The organism is Streptomyces sp. NPDC041129 (assembly GCF_055592265.1).
The window spans coordinates 136005-155808 of the sequence record NZ_JBVIYV010000007.1; the positions used below are offsets into that span (position 1 = coordinate 136005).

At 70.7% G+C, this 19804-nt stretch carries 12 protein-coding genes; 8 read left to right on the forward strand and 4 right to left on the reverse strand.

Features of this window, described 5'->3' with window-relative positions:
- Window positions 1–4: 4 nt before the first annotated feature.
- The 3 genes from ACZ6B1_RS22975 to ACZ6B1_RS22985 all read left to right on the forward strand — a co-directional run bounded on the left by ACZ6B1_RS22975 (window position 5) and on the right by ACZ6B1_RS22985 (window position 7191).
- Window positions 5–736, forward strand: coding sequence for a VIT1/CCC1 transporter family protein (locus ACZ6B1_RS22975; protein WP_468781116.1), 732 nt, complete (start codon window positions 5–7; stop codon window positions 734–736).
- Between the two features lie 400 nt (window positions 737–1136).
- Window positions 1137–5735, forward strand: coding sequence for a glutamate synthase large subunit (gene gltB / locus ACZ6B1_RS22980; RefSeq protein ID WP_468781562.1), 4599 nt, complete (start codon window positions 1137–1139; stop codon window positions 5733–5735).
- A complete protein-coding gene (locus ACZ6B1_RS22985) occupies window positions 5728–7191 on the forward strand; it encodes a glutamate synthase subunit beta (RefSeq protein ID WP_468781117.1) in 1464 nt (487 codons plus the stop codon). The genes gltB and ACZ6B1_RS22985 overlap by 8 nt, the downstream gene beginning before the upstream one ends.
- 190 nt (window positions 7192–7381) lie before the next feature.
- Here the strand turns inward: ACZ6B1_RS22985 and ACZ6B1_RS22990 are convergent, their stop codons facing one another.
- Together ACZ6B1_RS22990 and ACZ6B1_RS22995 are read right to left on the reverse strand one after the other, a co-directional pair.
- The gene (locus tag ACZ6B1_RS22990; RefSeq protein WP_468781119.1) at window positions 7382–8275 is read right to left on the reverse strand and encodes a rhomboid family intramembrane serine protease; all 894 of its coding nucleotides are present in this window, start codon (window positions 8273–8275) and stop codon (window positions 7382–7384) included.
- 121 nt (window positions 8276–8396) lie between these two features.
- On the reverse strand, window positions 8397–9284 hold the full coding sequence (locus ACZ6B1_RS22995; protein WP_468781121.1) for a hypothetical protein: 888 nt from the start codon (window positions 9282–9284) through the stop codon (window positions 8397–8399).
- 151 nt (window positions 9285–9435) lie between these two features.
- Here ACZ6B1_RS22995 and ACZ6B1_RS23000 point away from each other — a divergent pair, with 151 nt between their 5' ends.
- Together ACZ6B1_RS23000 and pepN are read left to right on the forward strand one after the other, a co-directional pair.
- Complete coding sequence (locus ACZ6B1_RS23000) at window positions 9436–9786, forward strand: chorismate mutase (protein ID WP_468781123.1); 351 nt, start codon at window positions 9436–9438, stop codon at window positions 9784–9786.
- A 147-nt stretch (window positions 9787–9933) separates the two neighbouring features.
- Window positions 9934–12414 carry an aminopeptidase N gene (pepN, locus tag ACZ6B1_RS23005; RefSeq protein ID WP_468781125.1) on the forward strand — a complete coding sequence of 827 codons (2481 nt, stop codon included), beginning with the start codon at window positions 9934–9936 and terminating at the stop codon, window positions 12412–12414.
- 70 nt (window positions 12415–12484) lie between these two features.
- On the opposite strand, the gene ACZ6B1_RS23010 is transcribed toward pepN, so the two are convergent.
- A complete protein-coding gene (locus tag ACZ6B1_RS23010; RefSeq protein WP_468781127.1) occupies window positions 12485–13033 on the reverse strand; it encodes a GNAT family N-acetyltransferase in 549 nt (182 codons plus the stop codon).
- A 158-nt stretch (window positions 13034–13191) separates the two neighbouring features.
- On the opposite strand from ACZ6B1_RS23010, the gene ACZ6B1_RS23015 reads away from it, so the two are divergent.
- Window positions 13192–14553 (forward strand): pyridoxal phosphate-dependent decarboxylase family protein, encoded by a 1362-nt coding sequence (locus ACZ6B1_RS23015; RefSeq protein ID WP_468781129.1) that lies wholly within the window; start codon window positions 13192–13194, stop codon window positions 14551–14553.
- Window positions 14550–15956 carry a lysine N(6)-hydroxylase/L-ornithine N(5)-oxygenase family protein gene (locus ACZ6B1_RS23020; protein WP_468781131.1) on the forward strand — a complete coding sequence of 469 codons (1407 nt, stop codon included), beginning with the start codon at window positions 14550–14552 and terminating at the stop codon, window positions 15954–15956. Before ACZ6B1_RS23015 ends, ACZ6B1_RS23020 begins: the two co-directional genes overlap by 4 nt.
- Before the next feature lie 72 nt (window positions 15957–16028).
- On the opposite strand, the gene ACZ6B1_RS23025 is transcribed toward ACZ6B1_RS23020, so the two are convergent.
- Window positions 16029–17834, reverse strand: a complete 1806-nt coding sequence (locus tag ACZ6B1_RS23025; protein ID WP_468781133.1) for a bifunctional metallophosphatase/5'-nucleotidase — start codon at window positions 17832–17834, stop codon at window positions 16029–16031.
- Window positions 17835–18363: 529 nt separating this feature from the next.
- Here ACZ6B1_RS23025 and pyk point away from each other — a divergent pair.
- Window positions 18364–19800 (forward strand): pyruvate kinase, encoded by a 1437-nt coding sequence (pyk, locus tag ACZ6B1_RS23030; RefSeq protein ID WP_468781135.1) that lies wholly within the window; start codon window positions 18364–18366, stop codon window positions 19798–19800.
- The last annotated feature ends 4 nt before the right edge of the window (window positions 19801–19804 follow it).

Genomic DNA, 19804 nt, shown 5'->3' on the forward strand with positions numbered 1-19804 from the left:
CGCGATGGCCATCATCGAGACCGAGGCGGCGCTGCACGAGGCGCACCGCGACAACCACACGCACCGCGACGTCAACGGCGGCTGGCTGCGCCCCGCCGTCTTCGGTGCGATGGACGGCCTGGTCTCCAACCTGGCCCTGCTGACCGGTGTCGCGGGCGGTTCCGTCGGCCACCAGACGATCGTCATCACCGGACTCGCGGGCCTCGCCGCCGGCGCCTTCTCCATGGCGGCCGGCGAGTACACCTCCGTCGCCTCCCAGCGTGAGCTGGTCGAGGCCGAGCTCGACGTCGAGCGGCGCGAGCTGCGCAAGCACCCGCAGGACGAGGAGGACGAGCTGGCGGCGCTCTACGTGGCCCGCGGGGTCGAGCCCGGACTGGCCCGGGAAGTCGCCCGGCAGCTCTCGAAGGACCCCGAGCAGGCCCTGGAGATCCACGCCCGCGAGGAGCTGGGCATCGACCCCGGGGACCTGCCGTCCCCGCTGGTCGCCGCGGTGTCGTCCTTCGGGTCGTTCGCCCTGGGCGCCCTGCTCCCGGTCCTGCCGTATCTGCTCGGCGCGACCGTGCTCTGGCCCGCCGTGCTCCTCGCGCTCGCCGGACTGTTCGCCTGCGGCGCGGTGGTGGCCCGGGTGACCGCGCGCAGCTGGTGGTACAGCGGCCTGCGGCAACTCGCGCTGGGCGGCGCGGCCGCCGGTGTGACGTACGCCCTGGGCAGCCTGTTCGGAACGGCCGTAGGATGACGCGACTGGAACTTATGCGATGGGCCGCATAAGTAGCCGTTACTCGCTGGTTTCGAACGCTTAACCACCGGGCATGAGCCGTAAGCGCTGGGGGCAATGACGCCTGCGGCGTACTCGCGGGACGAGTGAAGACGCTCGCTCCGCCCCCCAGGGCCGATGGGCGCGGATCTGACCGATCTTGTCCCGTTCGGTCCCCACCCACTTCCGCCGCCCGTGCGCGGTACCCGCCGTTACCCCGCGGCACCCTCGTCGCAACCTGCGGCGTCCGCATGTTGGAACGGAGTATCCGGTTCCCGGGAATCATTCCATCATGTAACCTGCACGAAATTTCGCACTCCGCAGAGGGCCAACGTCGTCCCTCGGCACCAGCACATGCCACATGACGACGACGGGAGAGCCGATGCGTACGCCGCGCCAGCCGTCCCAGCATTCCGCGAATGGCCAGAACTGGTCCTTCATGGATGCTCGCCCTGCTGCGCAGGGTATGTACGACCCCCGCAACGAGCGCGACGCCTGCGGCGTCGGTTTCGTGGCCACCCTCACCGGCGAGGCGAGCCACGCGCTGGTCGAGCAGGCGCTGACTGTTCTGCGCAACCTCGAGCACCGTGGCGCCACCGGCTCCGAGCCCGACTCCGGCGACGGCGCGGGCATCCTCTCCCAGGTCCCCGACGCCTTCTTCCGCGAGGTGGCCGGTTTCGACCTCCCCGCGGCGGGCTCCTACGCGGTGGGCATCGCCTTCCTGCCGGAGGACGGCGCAGAAGACGTCGTCTCACGGATCGAGACGATCGCGGCCGACGAGGGCCTGACCGTCCTCGGCTGGCGCGAGGTCCCCGTCGCCCCCGAACTGCTCGGCGCCACCGCCCGGTCCACCATGCCGGTATTCCGCCAGCTCTTCGTCGCCGACGGCACCGCCGAGGGCATCGCGCTCGACCGCAGGGCCTTCGTGCTGCGCAAGCGCGCCGAGCGGGAGGTCGGTGTCTACTTCCCGTCCCTCTCCGCCCGCACCATCGTCTACAAGGGCATGCTGACCACCGGCCAGCTCGAGCCCTTCTTCCCGGACCTGTCCGACCGCCGCTTCGCCTCCGCGATCGCGCTCGTGCACTCCCGGTTCTCCACCAACACCTTCCCGTCGTGGCCGCTCGCGCACCCCTACCGCTTCGTCGCGCACAACGGTGAGATCAACACCGTCAAGGGCAACCGCAACTGGATGCGCGCCCGCGAGTCCCAGCTCTTCTCCGACCTGTTCGGCGGGGACGACAAGGCCATCGAGCGCATCTTCCCGGTGTGCACCCCCGACGCCTCCGACTCGGCCTCCTTCGACGAGGTGCTGGAACTGCTGCACCTCGGCGGCCGCTCGCTGCCGCACTCCGTGCTGATGATGATCCCGGAGGCGTGGGAGAACCACGAATCCATGGACCCGGCCCGGCGCGCCTTCTACCAGTTCCACTCCACGATGATGGAGCCCTGGGACGGCCCCGCCTGCGTCACCTTCACCGACGGCACCCAGGTCGGCGCCGTGCTCGACCGCAACGGCCTGCGCCCCGGCCGCTACTGGGTCACCGACGACGGCCTCGTCGTCCTCGGCTCCGAGGTCGGCGTCCTCGACATCGACCCGGCCAAGGTCGTCCGCAAGGGCCGCCTGCAGCCCGGCCGCATGTTCCTCGTGGACACCGCCGAGCACCGCATCATCGAGGACGACGAGATCAAGGCGTCCCTCGCCGACGAGAAGCCGTACGCCGAATGGCTCGAGGCCGGCGAGATCGAGCTGGGCGACCTGCCCGAGCGCGAGCACATCGTCCACACCCACGCCTCGGTCACCCGCCGCCAGCAGACCTTCGGTTACACCGAGGAGGAGCTGCGCGTCATCCTCGCGCCGATGGCCCGCGCCGGCGCCGAGCCGATCGGCTCGATGGGCACGGACTCGCCGATCGCGGCCCTCTCCGAGCGTCCGCGGCTGCTCTTCGACTACTTCACCCAGCTCTTCGCACAGGTCACCAACCCGCCGCTGGACGCGATCCGCGAGGAGCTCGTGACCTCGCTGCGGTCCTCGCTGGGCCCCGAGGGCAACCTGCTCGAGCCGACCGCCGCGTCGTGCCGGAGCGTCACCCTGCCCTTCCCGGTCATCGACAACGACGAGCTCGCCAAGCTCATCCACATCAACGCCGACGGCGACATGCCCGGCTTCAAGGCCGCGACCCTCTCCGGCCTGTACCGGGTCTCCGGCGGCGGCGACTCGCTCGCCGCCCGCATCGAGGAGATCTGCACCGAGGCCGACGCGGCCATCGAGAACGGCGCCCGGCTGATCGTCCTGTCGGACCGGCACTCCGACGCCGAGCACGCGCCGATCCCGTCGCTGCTGCTCACCGCGGCCGTCCACCACCACCTCATCCGCACCAAGCAGCGCACCCAGGTGGGCCTGCTGGTCGAGGCCGGTGACGTCCGCGAGGTCCACCACGTCGCCCTGCTCATCGGCTACGGCGCCGCCGCAGTCAACCCGTACCTGGCGATGGAGTCGGTCGAGGACCTGGTCCGCGCGGGCACCTTCCTGTCGGACATCGAGGCCGAGCAGGCCATCCGCAACCTGATCTACGCCCTCGGCAAGGGCGTGCTGAAGGTCATGTCCAAGATGGGCATCTCCACCGTCGCCTCCTACCGCGGCGCCCAGGTCTTCGAGGCCGTCGGCCTCGACGACGCCTTCGTGGAGAAGTACTTCAACGGCACCGCCACCAAGATCGGCGGCGTCGGCATCGACGTCATCGCCAAGGAGGTCGCCGCCCGCCACGCCAAGGCCTACCCGGCCTCCGGCATCGCTCCCGCGCACCGCGCGCTGGACATCGGCGGCGAGTACCAGTGGCGCCGCGAGGGCGAGCCGCACCTGTTCGACCCGGAGACGGTCTTCCGCCTGCAGCACTCCACCCGCAGCGGCAGCTACGACATCTTCAAGAAGTACACGGACCGCGTGAACGAGCAGTCCGAGCGCCTGATGACGCTGCGCGGCCTGTTCGGCTTCACCTCCGGCCGGACCCCCATCCCCATCGACGAGGTCGAGCCGGCGAGCGAGATCGTCAAGCGCTTCTCCACCGGCGCCATGTCGTACGGCTCCATCTCCAAGGAGGCGCACGAGACCCTCGCCATCGCCATGAACCAGCTGGGCGGCAAGTCCAACACCGGCGAGGGCGGCGAGGACGCGGACCGTCTGTACGACCCGGCGCGCCGCTCGGCGATCAAGCAGGTCGCCTCCGGCCGTTTCGGTGTGACCTCCGAGTACCTGGTCAACGCCGACGACATCCAGATCAAGATGGCCCAGGGCGCCAAGCCCGGCGAGGGCGGCCAGCTGCCCGGTCACAAGGTCTACCCGTGGGTCGCCAAGACGCGTCACTCGACGCCCGGCGTGGGCCTCATCTCCCCGCCGCCGCACCACGACATCTACTCCATCGAGGACCTGGCCCAGCTGATCCACGACCTGAAGAACGCGAATCCGCAGGCGCGGATCCACGTGAAGCTGGTCTCCGAGGTCGGCGTCGGCACGGTCGCCGCGGGTGTCTCCAAGGCACACGCCGACGTGGTGCTGATCTCCGGCCACGACGGCGGCACCGGCGCCTCCCCGCTGACCTCCCTGAAGCACGCGGGCGGCCCCTGGGAGCTGGGCCTCGCCGAGACCCAGCAGACCCTGCTGCTCAACGGCCTGCGCGACCGCATCGTCGTGCAGACCGACGGCCAGCTCAAGACCGGCCGCGACGTGGTCATCGCCGCGCTGCTCGGCGCCGAGGAGTTCGGTTTCGCGACCGCGCCGCTCGTCGTCTCCGGCTGCGTCATGATGCGCGTCTGCCACCTGGACACCTGCCCGGTCGGCATCGCGACCCAGAACCCGGTGCTGCGCGACCGCTTCGCCGGCAAGGCCGAGTACGTCGTGAACTTCTTCCGGTTCATCGCCGAGGAGGTCCGCGAGATCCTCGCCGAGCTGGGCTTCCGCTCCATCGAGGAGGCCGTCGGCCACGCCGAGGCGCTCGACGTCACGCGGGCCGTCGACCACTGGAAGGCGCAGGGCCTGGACCTGGAGCCGCTGTTCCACGTGCCGGAACTGCCCGAGGGCGCCGTCCGCCACCAGGTCGTCGACCAGGACCACGGCCTGGAGAAGGCCCTGGACAACGAGCTGATCAAGCTCGCCGCCGACGCGCTCGCCGCCTCGGACGCCACCGAGGCACAGCCGGTGCGCGCCCAGGTCGCCATCCGCAACATCAACCGCACGGTCGGCACCATGCTCGGCCACGAGGTGACGAAGAAGTTCGGCGGCGCGGGCCTGCCCGAGGACACCGTCGACATCACCTTCACCGGCTCCGCGGGCCAGTCCTTCGGCGCGTTCCTGCCGCGCGGTGTCACGCTCCGCCTGGAGGGCGACGCCAACGACTACGTCGGCAAGGGCCTCTCCGGCGGCCGGATCGTCGTCCGCCCGGACCGCGCGGCCGACCACCTCGCCGAGTACTCGACCATCGCGGGCAACACCATCGGCTACGGCGCCACCGGCGGCGAGCTGTTCCTGCGCGGCCGCACCGGTGAGCGGTTCTGCGTCCGCAACTCCGGCGCGCTGGTCGTCTCCGAGGGCGTGGGCGACCACGGCTGCGAGTACATGACCGGCGGCCACGCGGTCGTCCTCGGCCCGACCGGCCGCAACTTCGCGGCGGGCATGTCCGGCGGCATCGCCTACGTCATCGACCTCGACAGCGACAACGTCAACGCCGGCAACGCCGGAGCGGTCGAGGCGCTGGACGACACGGACAAGCAGTGGCTGCACGACGTGGTGCGCCGCCACGCCGAGGAGACCGGCTCGACGGTCGCCGGGAAGCTGCTCGCCGACTGGGACACGGCCGTCCAGCGCTTCAGCAAGATCATCCCCAGCACGTACAAGGCAGTGCTCGCCGCCAAGGACGCCGCCGAGCGAGCCGGTCTCTCCGAGACCGAGATCACCGAGAAGATGATGGAGGCGGCGATCAATGGCTGACCCGAAGGGCTTCCTGAACCACGGCCGCGAGGTCGCCAAGACCCGTCCTGTCGGTGAGCGCGTCAAGGACTGGAACGAGGTCTACGTCCCCGGCTCCCTGCTGCCGATCATCAGCAAGCAGGCCAGCCGGTGCATGGACTGCGGCATCCCGTTCTGCCACAACGGCTGTCCGCTGGGGAACCTGATCCCCGAGTGGAACGACTTCGCCTACCGCGAGGACTGGGCGGCCGCCTCCGACCGCCTGCACGCGACCAACAACTTCCCGGAGTTCACCGGTCGCCTCTGCCCGGCCCCCTGCGAGTCGGCGTGCGTGCTCGGCATCAACCAGCCGCCGGTCACCATCAAGAACGTCGAGGTCTCCATCATCGACAAGGCGTGGGAGACCGGGGACGTCGCCCCGCAGGCGCCCGAGCGCCTGTCCGGCAAGACCGTCGCCGTCATCGGCTCGGGCCCCGCGGGCCTCGCCGCCGCCCAGCAGCTCACCCGGGCCGGCCACACCGTCGCCGTCTACGAGCGCGCCGACCGCGTCGGCGGCCTCCTGCGGTACGGCATCCCCGAGTTCAAGATGGAGAAGCGGCACATCAACCGCCGTATCGAGCAGATGCGCGCGGAGGGCACCCGCTTCCGCACCGGCGTGGAGATCGGCCGCGACCTCGGCGCCCGCGACCTCAAGAAGCGGTACGACGCGGTCGTCATCGCCGCCGGCGCCACCACCGCCCGCGACCTGCCGGTACCCGGCCGCGAGCTGAAGGGCGTCTACCAGGCGATGGAGTACCTGCCCCTGGCCAACAAGGTCCAGGAGGGCGACTACGTCACCACCCCGATCTCGGCCGAGGGCAAGCACGTCGTCGTCATCGGCGGCGGCGACACCGGCGCCGACTGCGTGGGCACCGCCCACCGCCAGGGCGCGGCCTCCGTCACCCAGCTAGAGATCATGCCCCGCCCGAACGACGAGCGGCACGCGGCCAGCCAGCCCTGGCCGACCTTCCCGATCCTGTACAAGGTCACCTCGGCGCACGAGGAGGGCGGCGAGCGGATCTACTCCGCCTCCACCACCCACTTCGAGGGCGACGAGGACGGCAACGTCCAGTGGCTGCACCTGGCCGAGGTCGAGTTCGTCGACGGCAGGCCGACCCGCAAGCCGGGCACCGAGCGCAAGATCCCGGCCCAGCTCGTGACCCTCGCGATGGGCTTCACGGGCACGGACCGGGAGAACGGCCTGGTCGAGCAGTTCGGCCTGGAGCTGGACGAGCGCGGCAACGTCGCCCGCGACGCCGACTTCCAGACCAACGTGCCGGGCGTGTTCGTCGCCGGTGACGCGGGCCGCGGCCAGTCCCTGATCGTCTGGGCGATCGCGGAGGGCCGCTCGGCCGCCCGCGGCGTGGACCGCTTCCTGACCGGCGCCAGCGAACTGCCGGCCCCGATCCGCCCGACGGACCGCGCGCTGGCGGTCTGACGGGTCACCGAAAAACGTCCCGTACAAAGGCGTACGGAACACCAGATGGCGCCCGCCCACCTGTCCCCGACCGGACATGGGGCGGGCGCCGTCGCACGTCCGGACACCGCACCGGCCACGGCACCTGGTACGTGTCCCCGGACACCCGCCAGGTCAGCGGCGTGCGCGGCCCGTCACCGCACGGCCCGGATCAGGCCGCCCCTCCCATGAGTTCCGCACCGACCCCGAGCGACGACACCCTGACCGCGGTCAGCACCACCAGCAGCACGAGCAGCGCCACGCACACACCCGCCTGGACGAGGACGCGCCGGCCGTCCCGGGGCGCGTAGGCGTACGCCAGCGTCACCGTCCCGCCCACCAGCAGACCACCGAGGTGCCCCTGCCAGGAGGTCATCCAGGCGGAGACCACCAGCCACACCAGCAGACCCGCCATGTACTGGTTGACCGCCTGCCGGTCGTAGCCGAGGCGGCGGCCCATGATGTAGTACGCGGCGCCCAGGCCGAAGATGGCGCCGGACGCGCCGACCGTGCGGGTCTCCGGGGCGAGCAGCAGCACCAGCACCGAGCCGCCCAGCGCCGACAGCAGGTACAGGGCGAGGTAGCGCACCCGGCCGAGCTGCGCCTCGACCACCCGGCCGACGTTCCACAGCGCCAGCATGTTGAACAGGATGTGCGTGAGACCGAACGCGCCCTCGGTGGGCGTCAGATGCAGGAACGCGCCGGTCAGCAGCCGGTACCACTCGCCGTGCGCGACCCCCTCGGGCAGATAGCCCGGCGGCACCGCGCCCAGCATGTCGAACCGGTTCTCGACCGAGGGCCGGGCCAGCTCGGCGAGGTAGGCGAGCACGTTGAGACCGATCAGGACGTAGGTCACCACCGGCACCGCGCTGATCCGGCCGCCGAACACCGTCCGCGCCCGCCGGACCGAGCGCACCCCCTCCTTCACGCACTCCACGCACTGGTGACCGACGGCGGCCTCCCGCATGCAGGACGGGCAGATGAAGCGGTCGCAGCGGGTGCAGCGGACGTGCGACTCCACGTCGGGGTGACGGAAGCACGTGGTCACGGCGGACTCGGCGGTCACGGCCGGCTCCTTGGAGGTTCACGGGGACAGGGTGAGCCGGTGGGGACGGCGGCGAACAAAATAGCGAACGGCTGTGACGCGAGCGACGGCAGGGGTACGTGAGGAGATGCGCCCGCGCTCCCTACGTGTCGCACTCCAGCACCGTCCGGCACAGCCCGCACCGGGCCCGTACCCGCCCCTTGACCGGCAACCGGATCCGCTGCAGACACGTGGGGCAGGGGAAGGACACCCTGAGCTCACCGCCCCGACCGGGATCGGTGCTGAAGGCGTACCCCGCGGCCGGCCGGTCCCCGGACGGATGGCGCCGGTCATGGGCGTAGCGACGCCGGCCCGCCCAGCCCGCGGCCGTCAGCGGCGGCTGCCGCCCGTCCCGCAGGGCCAGCTCCCACCCCTTGACGTACGCCGAGTACGCCTGCGGACTGGTGAACCACACGGCGGGATCCTCGTCGAACAGCAGCGCCCGCTTGGCGAGGACGTACCCGAACTCCTCCGGAGTGAGATAGCCCAGCTTCTGCGAGGAGACCCCGTCCTCCCGGTACGCGTCCAGCAGCAGCCAGCCCGCGCCCAGATACGCCGCCACCGTGTCCGTCAGGATCTCGTTCTCCGCCGTGGTCGGGAACGCGAGATCCAGGCGGTGCAGATAGACATGGGTCACCTCATGGGCGAGCGCCGCGCCGATGTCCCCGCGATGGGTACGGAACCGGTCGTTCAGCTCCACGAAGTACTCCGGCCCCGCCGCCAGTTCGACATTGGCGGCGTGCGTCATCTCCCGGAAACCCACCACCAGCCGCGCGTCCGGCAGCCTGAAGTGCCGCACGATCTCCCGGGCCACCCGCTGCGCGCCCAGATGCAGATCGTCCGTGTCGCAGAACGCCACGTCGGCCGGCGGCACGCTGACCGAGAACGTCCGCACGGTGTCGTACGACAGCCGCCTGTACAGCGCGGTGACGGCGGCCCGCACCGTCTCCAGATGCGGGTAACCGTGCTCGACCGGTCCGCCGTTCGCCACGTGCGACCCCCAAAGACGCCCGGAACCCCCTTCCACTGTATGCGGGCACCCGCCCCACCGCCCCGCCCGCGACCCGCCGGCACACCGGGAGGTGATCGCATGCTGGTCACCTTGTGATCGCGGGACCGTGCCGCCCTTAGGGTTGACGGCCATGACCATCAGCAACACCGGTAACGGTGACGTCGACCCCGCGGTCCGCCAGGAGCTGGAGCGGCTGCGCGACAGCATCGACAACATCGACGCGGCAGTCGTCCACATGCTCGCCGAGCGCTTCAAATGCACCCAGCAGGTCGGCCGGCTCAAGGCACGGCACCACCTCCCGCCCGCCGACCCGGCCCGCGAGGCCCGGCAGATCGAACGGCTGCGCCGCCTCGCCGAGAACGCCAAACTCGACCCGGCCTTCGCCGAGAAATTCCTCAACTTCATCATCGCCGAGGTGATCCGGCACCACGAGTCCATCGCCGGGGACACGGTCGGCGGACCGTCCGCCACCGCCGGCTGACACCCCCCGCCGGACCGCCGGCGCAGGGAGCGCGGACACGGAGGCACGGGGAGCGCGGAGAGGGCGGCACGGGGCGCCACAACGGACATATGCCGTGTACCGATCCGCCCCTGTCCGCTGTGGAAGCCATCAGGCAGCATGGCCTGCATGTCCGTCATCACGCGCGACGAAGCGCAGCTCCGAGCACAGCTCCTCGACGTCCACCGCTACACGGTCGAACTCGATCTCACCCAGGGGGACGAGACCTTCGACTCCCGCACCGTGATCACGTTCACCACGCGGTCCGCCGGTGACACGTTCGTCGAGCTGAAGCCCGCCCGCCTGCGCACCGTCACCCTCGACGGACAGCCCCTCGACCCGGAGACCCTCGACGGCAACCGGCTGCCGCTGCGCGACCTCACCGCAGGCGAGCACGAACTGCGCGTCGACGCCACCATGCGCTACTCCCGCACCGGCGAGGGCATGCACCGCTTCACCGACCCCACCGACGGCGAGACATACGTCTACACCCAGATGTTCCTGGACGACATCCAGCGCGTCTTCGCCGCCTTCGACCAGCCCGACCTCAAGGCCGTCTTCGAACTCACCGTCACCGTCCCCGACGGCTGGAGCGTCCTCGCCAACGGCATCACCGAACACCTCGGCCAGGGCCGCTGGCGAGCCGCCCCCACCCCGCTGATCTCCACCTACCTCGTCGCCGTCGCCGCCGGCCCCTGGCACTCGCTGCGCACCGAACACCGAGGCCTGCCCTTCGGCATCCACTGCCGCCGCTCCCTCGCCCCCCACCTCGACGCGGAGGCCGAGGAGATCTTCGACGTCACCCGCGCCTGCTTCGACCGCTACCACGAGAAGTTCGAGGAGCCCTACCCCTTCGACTCCTACGACCAGGCGTTCGTCCCCGAGTTCAACGCCGCCGCCATGGAGAACCCCGGCCTGGTCACCTTCCGCGACGAATACGTCTTCCGCTCCGCCGTCACCGACACCGAACGGCAGACCCGCGCCATGGTCATCGCCCACGAGATGGCCCACATGTGGTTCGGCGACCTCGTCACCCTCAAGTGGTGGGACGACATCTGGCTCAACGAGTCCTTCGCCGAGTACATGGGCTACCAGACCACCCTCGAAGCCACCCGCTTCACCCAGCCGTGGGTCGAGTTCGGCGTCACCCGCAAGGCCTGGGGCTACGACGCCGACCAGCGCCCCTCCACCCACCCGGTCGCCCCCGAGGCCGTCGACGACACCGCCGCCGCCCTGCTCAACTTCGACGGCATCTCCTACGCCAAGGGCGCCTCCGCACTCCGCCAGCTCGTCGCCTGGCTCGGCGAGAAGAACTTCCTCGCCGGCATCAACATCCACTTCGAACGGCACCGGTTCGCCAACGCCACCCTCGCCGACTTCATCGACTCCCTCGCCGCGGCCACCGACCGCGACGTGCACGCCTGGGCCGACGCCTGGCTGCGCACCACCGGAGTCGACACCCTCAGCCCGCGCGTCGCCACCGCCGACGGCACCTGCGCCCTCACCGTCGACCACACCGGCAGCCGCCCGCACCGCATCACCGTCGGCCTCTACGACCACGACCTCACCGACGAGGGTCGCCTCACCCCACGCGAACACCTCGGCCTCGACATCCCGCAGACCGCACCCCAGCCCATCGGCAAGCGCCCCGCGCTCATCCTCGTCAACGACGGCGACCTGACCTACGCCAAGATCCGCTTCGACGCCGAGTCCTTCGAAGCGGTCCGCACCGGCCTGTCCGGACTGCCCGACCCCCTCACCCGCGCCGTGGTGTGGAACGCCCTCCGGGACGCCGTCCGCGACGGTGAACTCCCGCCCACGGCCTACCTCGAGACAGCCCGCACCCACCTGCCGCTCGAAACCGACCTCGCCCTCGCACAGGGCGTCCTCGCCTTCGCCGCCCAACAGATCACCGACCGCTACCTCGGCCCCGAGGACCGCCCCACCGCCCTCGCCACCCTCGGCTCCCTCTGCCGCGACCTGCTGCGCCGCACCGAGGACGGCGACAACCCCGGCCTGCGCCTGATCGCCGTACGCCACTTCATCGACGTCGCCGCCCACCCCGACACCATCGCCGCCTGGCTCGCCGACGGCACGGTCCCCGGCGGACCCGAACTCGACCCCGAACTGCGCTGGCGCATCCTCGGCCGGCTCGCCGTCCTCGGCGCCACCGACGAGGCCGCCATCGCCGCCGAACTGGAACGCGACCCGTCCGCCAGCGGCCAGGAAGGCGCCGCCACCTGCCGCGCCGCACTCCCCGACCCGGAGGCCAAACGCGCCGCCTGGGACGCGATGTTCGCCACCGACGACCTCTCCAACTACCACTTCACCGCCACCGCCCGCGGCTTCTGGCAGCCCGAACAGGCCGACCTCGTCCGCCCCTACGTACCGCGCTTCTACCAGGACGCCGTCACCCTCGCCGCCCGCCGCGGCCCCGCCATGGCCGCCGCCGCCGGACGCTGGGCCTTCCCGTACCACGCGGTCGACGCCGACAACCTCGCCCTCGGCGAAGCCTGCCTGCGCGAGGCGGAACCAGTCGCCGCCCTGCGCCGCAAACTGGTCGACGAACTCGACGACCTGGCCCGCGCCCTGCGCGTCCGGGGCGAATAGCACCGGGCAACGCGAAGCCCCCGCTCACCGAAGGAGCGGGGGCGTCACACCGTCCGGAGCGGGGGAACGGCTAGCCGTTCCCCACCCGCAACTCCGCCCGCCGCACACCCCCTTCGCGCGGGCCCGCCCGCCGGTTCCCCACCGTGCTGCGCACCGGAACGGCCGCACCCAGGGAGAAACCGAGCCGCCGCAGAAAACCCTCCCCGGAACGCCAGCCGGCCGGCACCGACGCCGTCACCAGCGACACCGCACCCGCGCGGGCCAGCAGCGACTCCGCCAGCGCACGGCCCAGCCCCCGGCCCCGCGCCCAGGGCGCCAGCAGGAACAGGCCCACCGCCACCGCCCCCGGCTCCGGATGGTCCCGCACCGCGTCCACCAGACCCGCGACCACCCCGTCCCGCTCCAGCACCAGCAGCACCTTGCCCTCCAAACTCGCGCCCTCCGGCAGCGCGTAGAACAGGCTCTGCACATCACCCGGCCCCGACGGCAGCCCCGTCGCCGCCACGAACCAGTCCTCGCACTCCTCGAACAGCGTCAGCAGCGGCACCTCGTCCCGCGGACCGGGCTCACGCACCACCACCCGCTCACCGGGCACCTCGATCATCCACGCGTCAACCATCCGAACGACGGTAGCCCCGCCGCCACCACCGCTCCACCGCTCCAACGCGTTTTCCCCGTACGGCAGTACCCACAGCCGGGTCCCGGTCGTTGAACCCTGCGGACGGATGGACCCCGCCACGGCCCGCCCACCCGCCCCGTGCCCCGGAGGAGAGCCCCATGAGCATGCCGCCCCTCGCCTCAGGACCCGACGGACCCACAGCCCTGCGCCCCCTCCTGGACACCGTCCTCGACGCGCTCGCCACCGGCCGCCGGGCCCGCGGCGGACCACTTCCGGCCGGCGGCCCCGAAACCGTCACCGCAACGGTGACCGCGGCCCTCGGAACCGGCGTCCTCCCCGACCACCCGGACCCCGACGCCCTGCGCACCCTCGTACACGCCCTGGCCGAAGGCGCCGCCGACCCCGCCGACCCGCTCTGCGCCGCCCACCTGCACTGCCCGCCGCTCGCCGTCGCCACCGCCGCCGACCTCGCCGCCAGCGCCCTCAACCCCTCCATGGACTCCTGGGACCAGGCCCCCGCCGCCTCCGCCCTGGAAGCCGAGGTCACCCGCGCCCTCGCCCGGCTCGTCGGCCTCTCTGACGCCCTCGTCACCACCGGCGGCACCGAATCCAACCAACTCGCCCTGCTCCTCGCCCGCGAGACCCACGGCAACGACATCCGGCTCGTCTGCGGCGCCAACGCCCACCACTCCCTGCCCCGCGCCGCCTGGCTGCTCGGCCTGCCCGACCCCGTCGTCGTCCCAACCCCCCGCGGCACCCTCGACCCGGCCGCCCTCCACCACACCCTCACCACCGAGCCCGGCCCCCTGCTCGTCGCCGCCACCGCCGGCACCACCGACGCCGGACTCATCGACCCCCTGCCCGAGATCGCCCACCTGTGCACCACCCACGGCGCCCGCCTGCACATCGACGCCGCCTACGGCGCCGGCCTCGCCTTCAGCGACCGGCACCGCGACAAACTCGCCGGACTCGACGCCGCCCACACCGCAACCCTCGACCTGCACAAACTCGGCTGGCAACCGGCCGCCGCCGGACTCCTCGCCGTCGCCGTACCCCACGAACTCACCGCCCTCCACCACCACGCCGACTACCTCAACGCCGACGACGACACCGAAGCAGGCCTCCCCGACCTGCTCGGCCGCTCACTGCGCACCACCCGCCGCCCCGACATCCTCAAGATCGCCGTCACCCTGAAGACCCTCGGCCGCACCGGACTCGGCACCCTGGTCGACCAGGTCTGCGCCCACGCCCACGAGTTCGCCGACCTCGTCCACCGACACCCCGGCCACGAACTCTACGACCGGCCCGTCATCAGCACCGTCCTGTTCCGGCCCGCCGGCGCCCCCGACACCGCCGTCGCCGCCGTACGACGCCGCCTGCTGCACGAAGGCCGGGCCGTCCTCGGACGAGCCCGCCCCGACGGACGGCTCTGGCTCAAGGCCACCTTCCTCAACCCCCACACCCGGCCCCACGCACTGGCCGCACTCCTCGAACTCGCCGAAGGAACCACCCCCCGATGACCAACCCCCCACCCCACCAGCCCGGCACCCCCCGCGACCTCGTCGGCATCGGCATCGGCCCCTGCAACCTCTCCCTCGCCGCCCTCGCCCACCCCCTCGCCGAACTCGACGCCGTCTTCTACGAACAACGCCCCCGCTTCGACTGGCACCCCGGCCTCCTCATCGAAGGCTCCACCATCCAGGTCCCCTTCCTCGCCGACCTGGTCACCCTCGCCGACCCCACCAGCCCCTGGAGCTTCCCCAACTACCTCAAGACCCACGAACGGCTCTTCCCCTTCTACTTCGCCGAACGCTTCCACATCCAGCGCGCCGAATACGACGCCTACTGCCGCTGGGTATCCCAGCACCTGCCCGGACTCCGCTTCCACCACCAGGTCGACGCCGTCCGCTGGAACCCCGCACACGACGTATTCGAAGTCGACTACACCCGCCTCGACACCCAGAGCGACACCCCCGCCCTCGGCCGCACCCACACCCGCAACATCGTCCTCGGCATCGGCACCACCCCCCACGTCCCCGACGCCCTGCGGCCACTCGTCGAAGCACCCGGCGTCCCCGTCATCCACGCCGCCGACTACCTCGACCACCGCGCCGCCCTCCTCACCGCAGGTCACGTCACCGTCGTCGGCTCCGGACAGTCCGGCGCCGAAGTCTTCCTCGACCTGCTGCGCCACCGGCCCACCGGCCACGAGAAACTGCACTGGATCGGCCGCACCGAAGCGTTCGCACCGATGGAGTACTCCAAACTCGGCCTCGAACACTTCACCCCCGACTACACCCGCTACTTCCACGCCCTCGCCGAACCCGTCCGCGACCGGCTCACCACCGCCCAGTGGCAACTGCACAAGGGCATCGACGCGGGCACCCTCGCCGCCATCCACGACGAGCTGTACCGGCGCACCCTGAACGGCGGCTGGCCCGACACCGTCCTCACCCCCGGCGTCCGCGTCCGCACCGCCGGCCGCATCGCCACCGGCCAGGTCGAACTCCACCTCGAACACCTCCAGCAGGGCGCCCGCACCCGGCTCACCACCGACGCCGTCGTCCTCGCCACCGGCTACCGCGAACGCCCCCTCGACCACATCCTCGCCGGACTCGACCCCTACATGCGCCGCGACAGCAGCGAACGCCCACACATCGGCGAGGACCACCGCCTCCTCCTCGACCCCGCCGTCACCGGCTCCCTCTACGTCCAGAACGCCGAACTGCACACCCACGGTGTAGGCGCCCCCGACCTCGGCCTCACCGCCTGGCGCAGCGCCACCATCCTCAACTCCCTCACCGGCAAAGAGCAGTACCACCTGCCCACCCGCACCGCCTTCACCACCTTCGGACTCCAGGAACCCGTCCCCCGGATGCCGCACGCCAGACAGGCCGGCCAACTCGTTCCGCTCCTCGAATGAGCCCCGCCACACACGCCGGCGGCGTCGGTGCGAAAACCCGCACCGGCGCCGCCGACCTGCCCCACCCGGAGATCAGAACACCGGAGTACCGTCCCGCGTCAGCCGCCAGTCCACCGACGCGAAGTCCTTCGGGTCCAGCACACCCTTCGCCGTCACCCACTCCGCGATCCGGGTACGGATCTCCGTCGACTCCGACCACAGCTCCTTCGCCGCGGCCACGTGCGGGAAAGCGCCACCGCCGTTGGCACGGTAGTTGTTCACCGCCAGCACGAACTGCTGCGCGTCGTCCAGCGCCGCACCACCGAACGTCAGGTTCCTGATCCGCGAACCCGCCGGCTGCGCTACGTCGATGTCGTACGACAGACCCGACACGTAGTCGTAGTTGTAGTCCGGACGGCCACCCGCGTTCGTCAGCTTGTCCACGTCGACCACCGTGCCCGCCGCCGTCTGCACGAAGTACCCCGCCGAGTACTCCAGGTACGCCCGCACCTGCGCGCCCGTCATCAGCTTCGCGACCAGCGTGTTGTCATACACGTACAGACCCGACAGATCCCGGATCGTCACATCACCGGCCGGGATCTGAGACGTCCGCGAGAACGGCGACGCCTGCGCGATCACCGGCAGCGAGGCGTACTCCGTGCCCGCCAGCGCACCCTTCACCACGTCCTCCTGGACCTTGGTGATCAGATCGATGATCGGGGCGTCCTTGTAACGAGCCTCGACCGTCGTCAGGGTCTGCGTCGCCCGGCCCACCACCTGGTTGACGTACGCCACGACCTTGTCGTGCTCGTCCTTCAGCAGCCTGGTGATCCGCGGGTCGTCCGCGACCGTCTTCGAGTCACGCAGCGAAGCGGAGACCGACTCCACCTCCCACCTGCCCTTGCCGAACACCAGCTCGATGTCGAAGACACTCAGCCGCTCCGCGAAACACAGCGGCTCCGACAGCACCACCGCCCGGCCGCTCTGCTCATTGACGACCTTCAGCTCCGGAATCTCCAGATGCGCGTGCCCCACCAGGATCGCGTCGATCCCCGGCACCTGCCGCGCCACATTCGCCGCCGCGTCCTCCACATACGGCAACTGGTCACCGTACGACGAATTACCCGACGTACCCGAATGCGCCGACACCACGACCACATCCGCGCCCATCGCCCTCAGCTTCGGCACCCACTTCGCAGCCTGCTCCTCCAGACCCGGGAACGCCAGCTTGCCCTGCACATACGCCTTGTCCCAGATCGCGATACCCGGATTGGTCAGCCCCAGCACCGCCACCTTCACCGGCGGCGCGCCCGGCACATGGAACTTCTTCATGAAGTAGGGCGGGAAGGCCGGCCTCAGCGTCTTCGCGTCCACCGCGTTGGCGCCCAGCAGCGGAAAGTCCAGCTGGTCCTCGAACTTCCGCAGCGTCTCGATGCCGTAGTTGAACTCGTGATTGCCGAGCGCCGCCGCGTCGTACCCGATCGCGTTCATCGCCTGCGCCATCGGGTGCACCGGACCGCCCTTGGCGGTGATCGGGTCCACCTTCGCGTAGTAGTACGTCAGCGGAGTGCCCTGGATCGTGTCACCGGCGTCCAGCAGCAGCGTGTTGCAGCGGCCCTTCTCCTCGCGGATCCCCTCGACCAGCGTCGAGATACGCGCCAGACCCTGCGCGTTGCCCGCCTTGTCGGAGTACTCCGCGTCCTTGAAGTAGTCCCAGTTGAAGACATGACCGTGCAGGTCCGTGGTGCCCATGACGGTCAGGGAGTACCGCTTCGCCTGCTTCCCCGGCCCCTTCGCCTCCGCGGCCTGGGCCGCCGGAGCCGCCCCCGCGCCGGCGATCGCCACCCCCGCCCCGGTCACGGCGGACTTCTTCAGGAACTTCCGGCGGTTCAACGGCATCTCTCGGTCTCCTCGGGGAAACGGCCAACAACGCGCGTAGATTCTGACCCGGGCATGACCGACAACAACAGGTCCATTCGGTTTCGATCTGGTGACCTCAAGCCCCAACTCCAGCCGCCGAAGCGGAAACCGCATGACACAGTGGGACGTATGACCCCACCGGCGACCTCACCCCCCACGGCCGCGGTGAACGCGAACGCAGCCACCACGTCCGGGTCCACCTCACCGCCGGACTCACCGACTTCACCGCCGACGCGGCGGACGCCGGACCGCACACGCCCATCCGGACGAACCCGCCCAGCCCCTCGACCTCGAACCCCCGCGCCTGCGCGTCGGCGCCCAGTTCAGCGCCCAATTCACGATGCGGCCCCCGCAAGTCTGAAGACCGAAAACCCACGACGTGAAGATTTCGCTCAAAAGAGCGGGCCGTCGCACAATTCAACACTTGTCAATAACCCTTTACCCAACGGTTGTTGAGCAGTCATGAACCCCGGATTCACTACCCGCGGGTAAGGCCTAGGGTCGAAGTATGCGCCGAGCAAAGATCGTCTGTACTCTGGGCCCCGCCACCGACTCGTACGACCAGATCAAGGCACTCGTCGAAGCCGGAATGGACGTCGCCCGATTCAACCTCAGCCACGGCACCCAGACCGAGCACGAGGTGCGATACCAGCACGTACGAAAAGCCGCCGACGAAACCGGCCGCAGCGTCGGAATCCTCGCCGACCTTCAAGGCCCGAAGATCCGTCTCGGCCGATTCAGTGAAGGCCCCGTACTCCTTGAACGCGGCGACATCTTCACCATCACCGTCGAAGAAGGCGTCGAAGGCGACCGCCACACCTGCGGCACCACCTACGCCGGCCTCGCCACCGACGTCACCCCCGGCGAACGCATCCTCGTCGACGACGGCAAGGTCAGCCTCGAAGTCACCGCCGTCGACGGCCCCGAGGTCCACACCCGAGTCGCCGAAGGCGGCATCATCTCCGACCACAAGGGCCTCAACCTCCCCGGCGTCGCCGTCTCCGTACCCGCCCTCTCCAAAAAGGACGAGGACGACCTGCGCTGGGCCCTGCGCACCGGCTTCGACGTCGTCGCCCTCTCCTTCGTCCGCAGCGGCAAGGACGCCCACGACGTCCACCGCATCATGGACGAGGAAGGCCGCCGCCTCCCCCTCATCGCCAAGGTCGAAAAACCCCAGGCCGTCGACAACATCGACGACATCGTCGCCTCCTTCGACGGCATCATGGTCGCCCGCGGCGACCTCGGCGTCGAAATGCCCCTCGAACAGGTCCCCATCGTCCAGAAGCGCGCCATCAAACTCGCCCGGCGCAACGCCAAACCCGTCATCGTCGCCACCCAGATGCTCGACTCGATGATCGACAACGCCCGCCCCACCCGCGCAGAGGCCTCCGACGTCGCCAACGCCGTCATCGACGGCACCGACGCCGTGATGCTCTCCGGCGAGACCAGCGTCGGCAAATACCCCATCGAGACCGTGCGGACCATGGCCAAGATCGTGGAAGCCGCCGAGGAGGACCTCCTCGCCAGGGGCCTGCCCCCGCTCACCGAACGCAACAAGCCCCGCACCCAGGGCGGAGCCGTCGCCCGCGCCGCCGCCGAGATGGGCGACTTCCTCGGCGCGAAGTTCCTCGTCGCGTTCACCCAGTCCGGGGACACCGCCCGCCGGCTCTCCCGCTACCGCTCGCCGATCCCCCTGATGGCCTTCACCCCCGAGCCGGCCACCCGTTCCCAGCTCAGCCTCACCTGGGGCGTGGAGACCTTCCTCGGCCCGGAGGCCGGCTCCACGGACGCCATGGTCGCCCAGGTGGACGAACTCCTCCTGCGGTACGGCCGCTGCGACAAGGGCGACCTCGTGGTCATCACGGCCGGCTCACCCCCCGGCGTCCCCGGCGCGACCAACATGGTCCGGGTGCACCACATCGGCGAGGACGACAGCCCCAAGTAGCGGG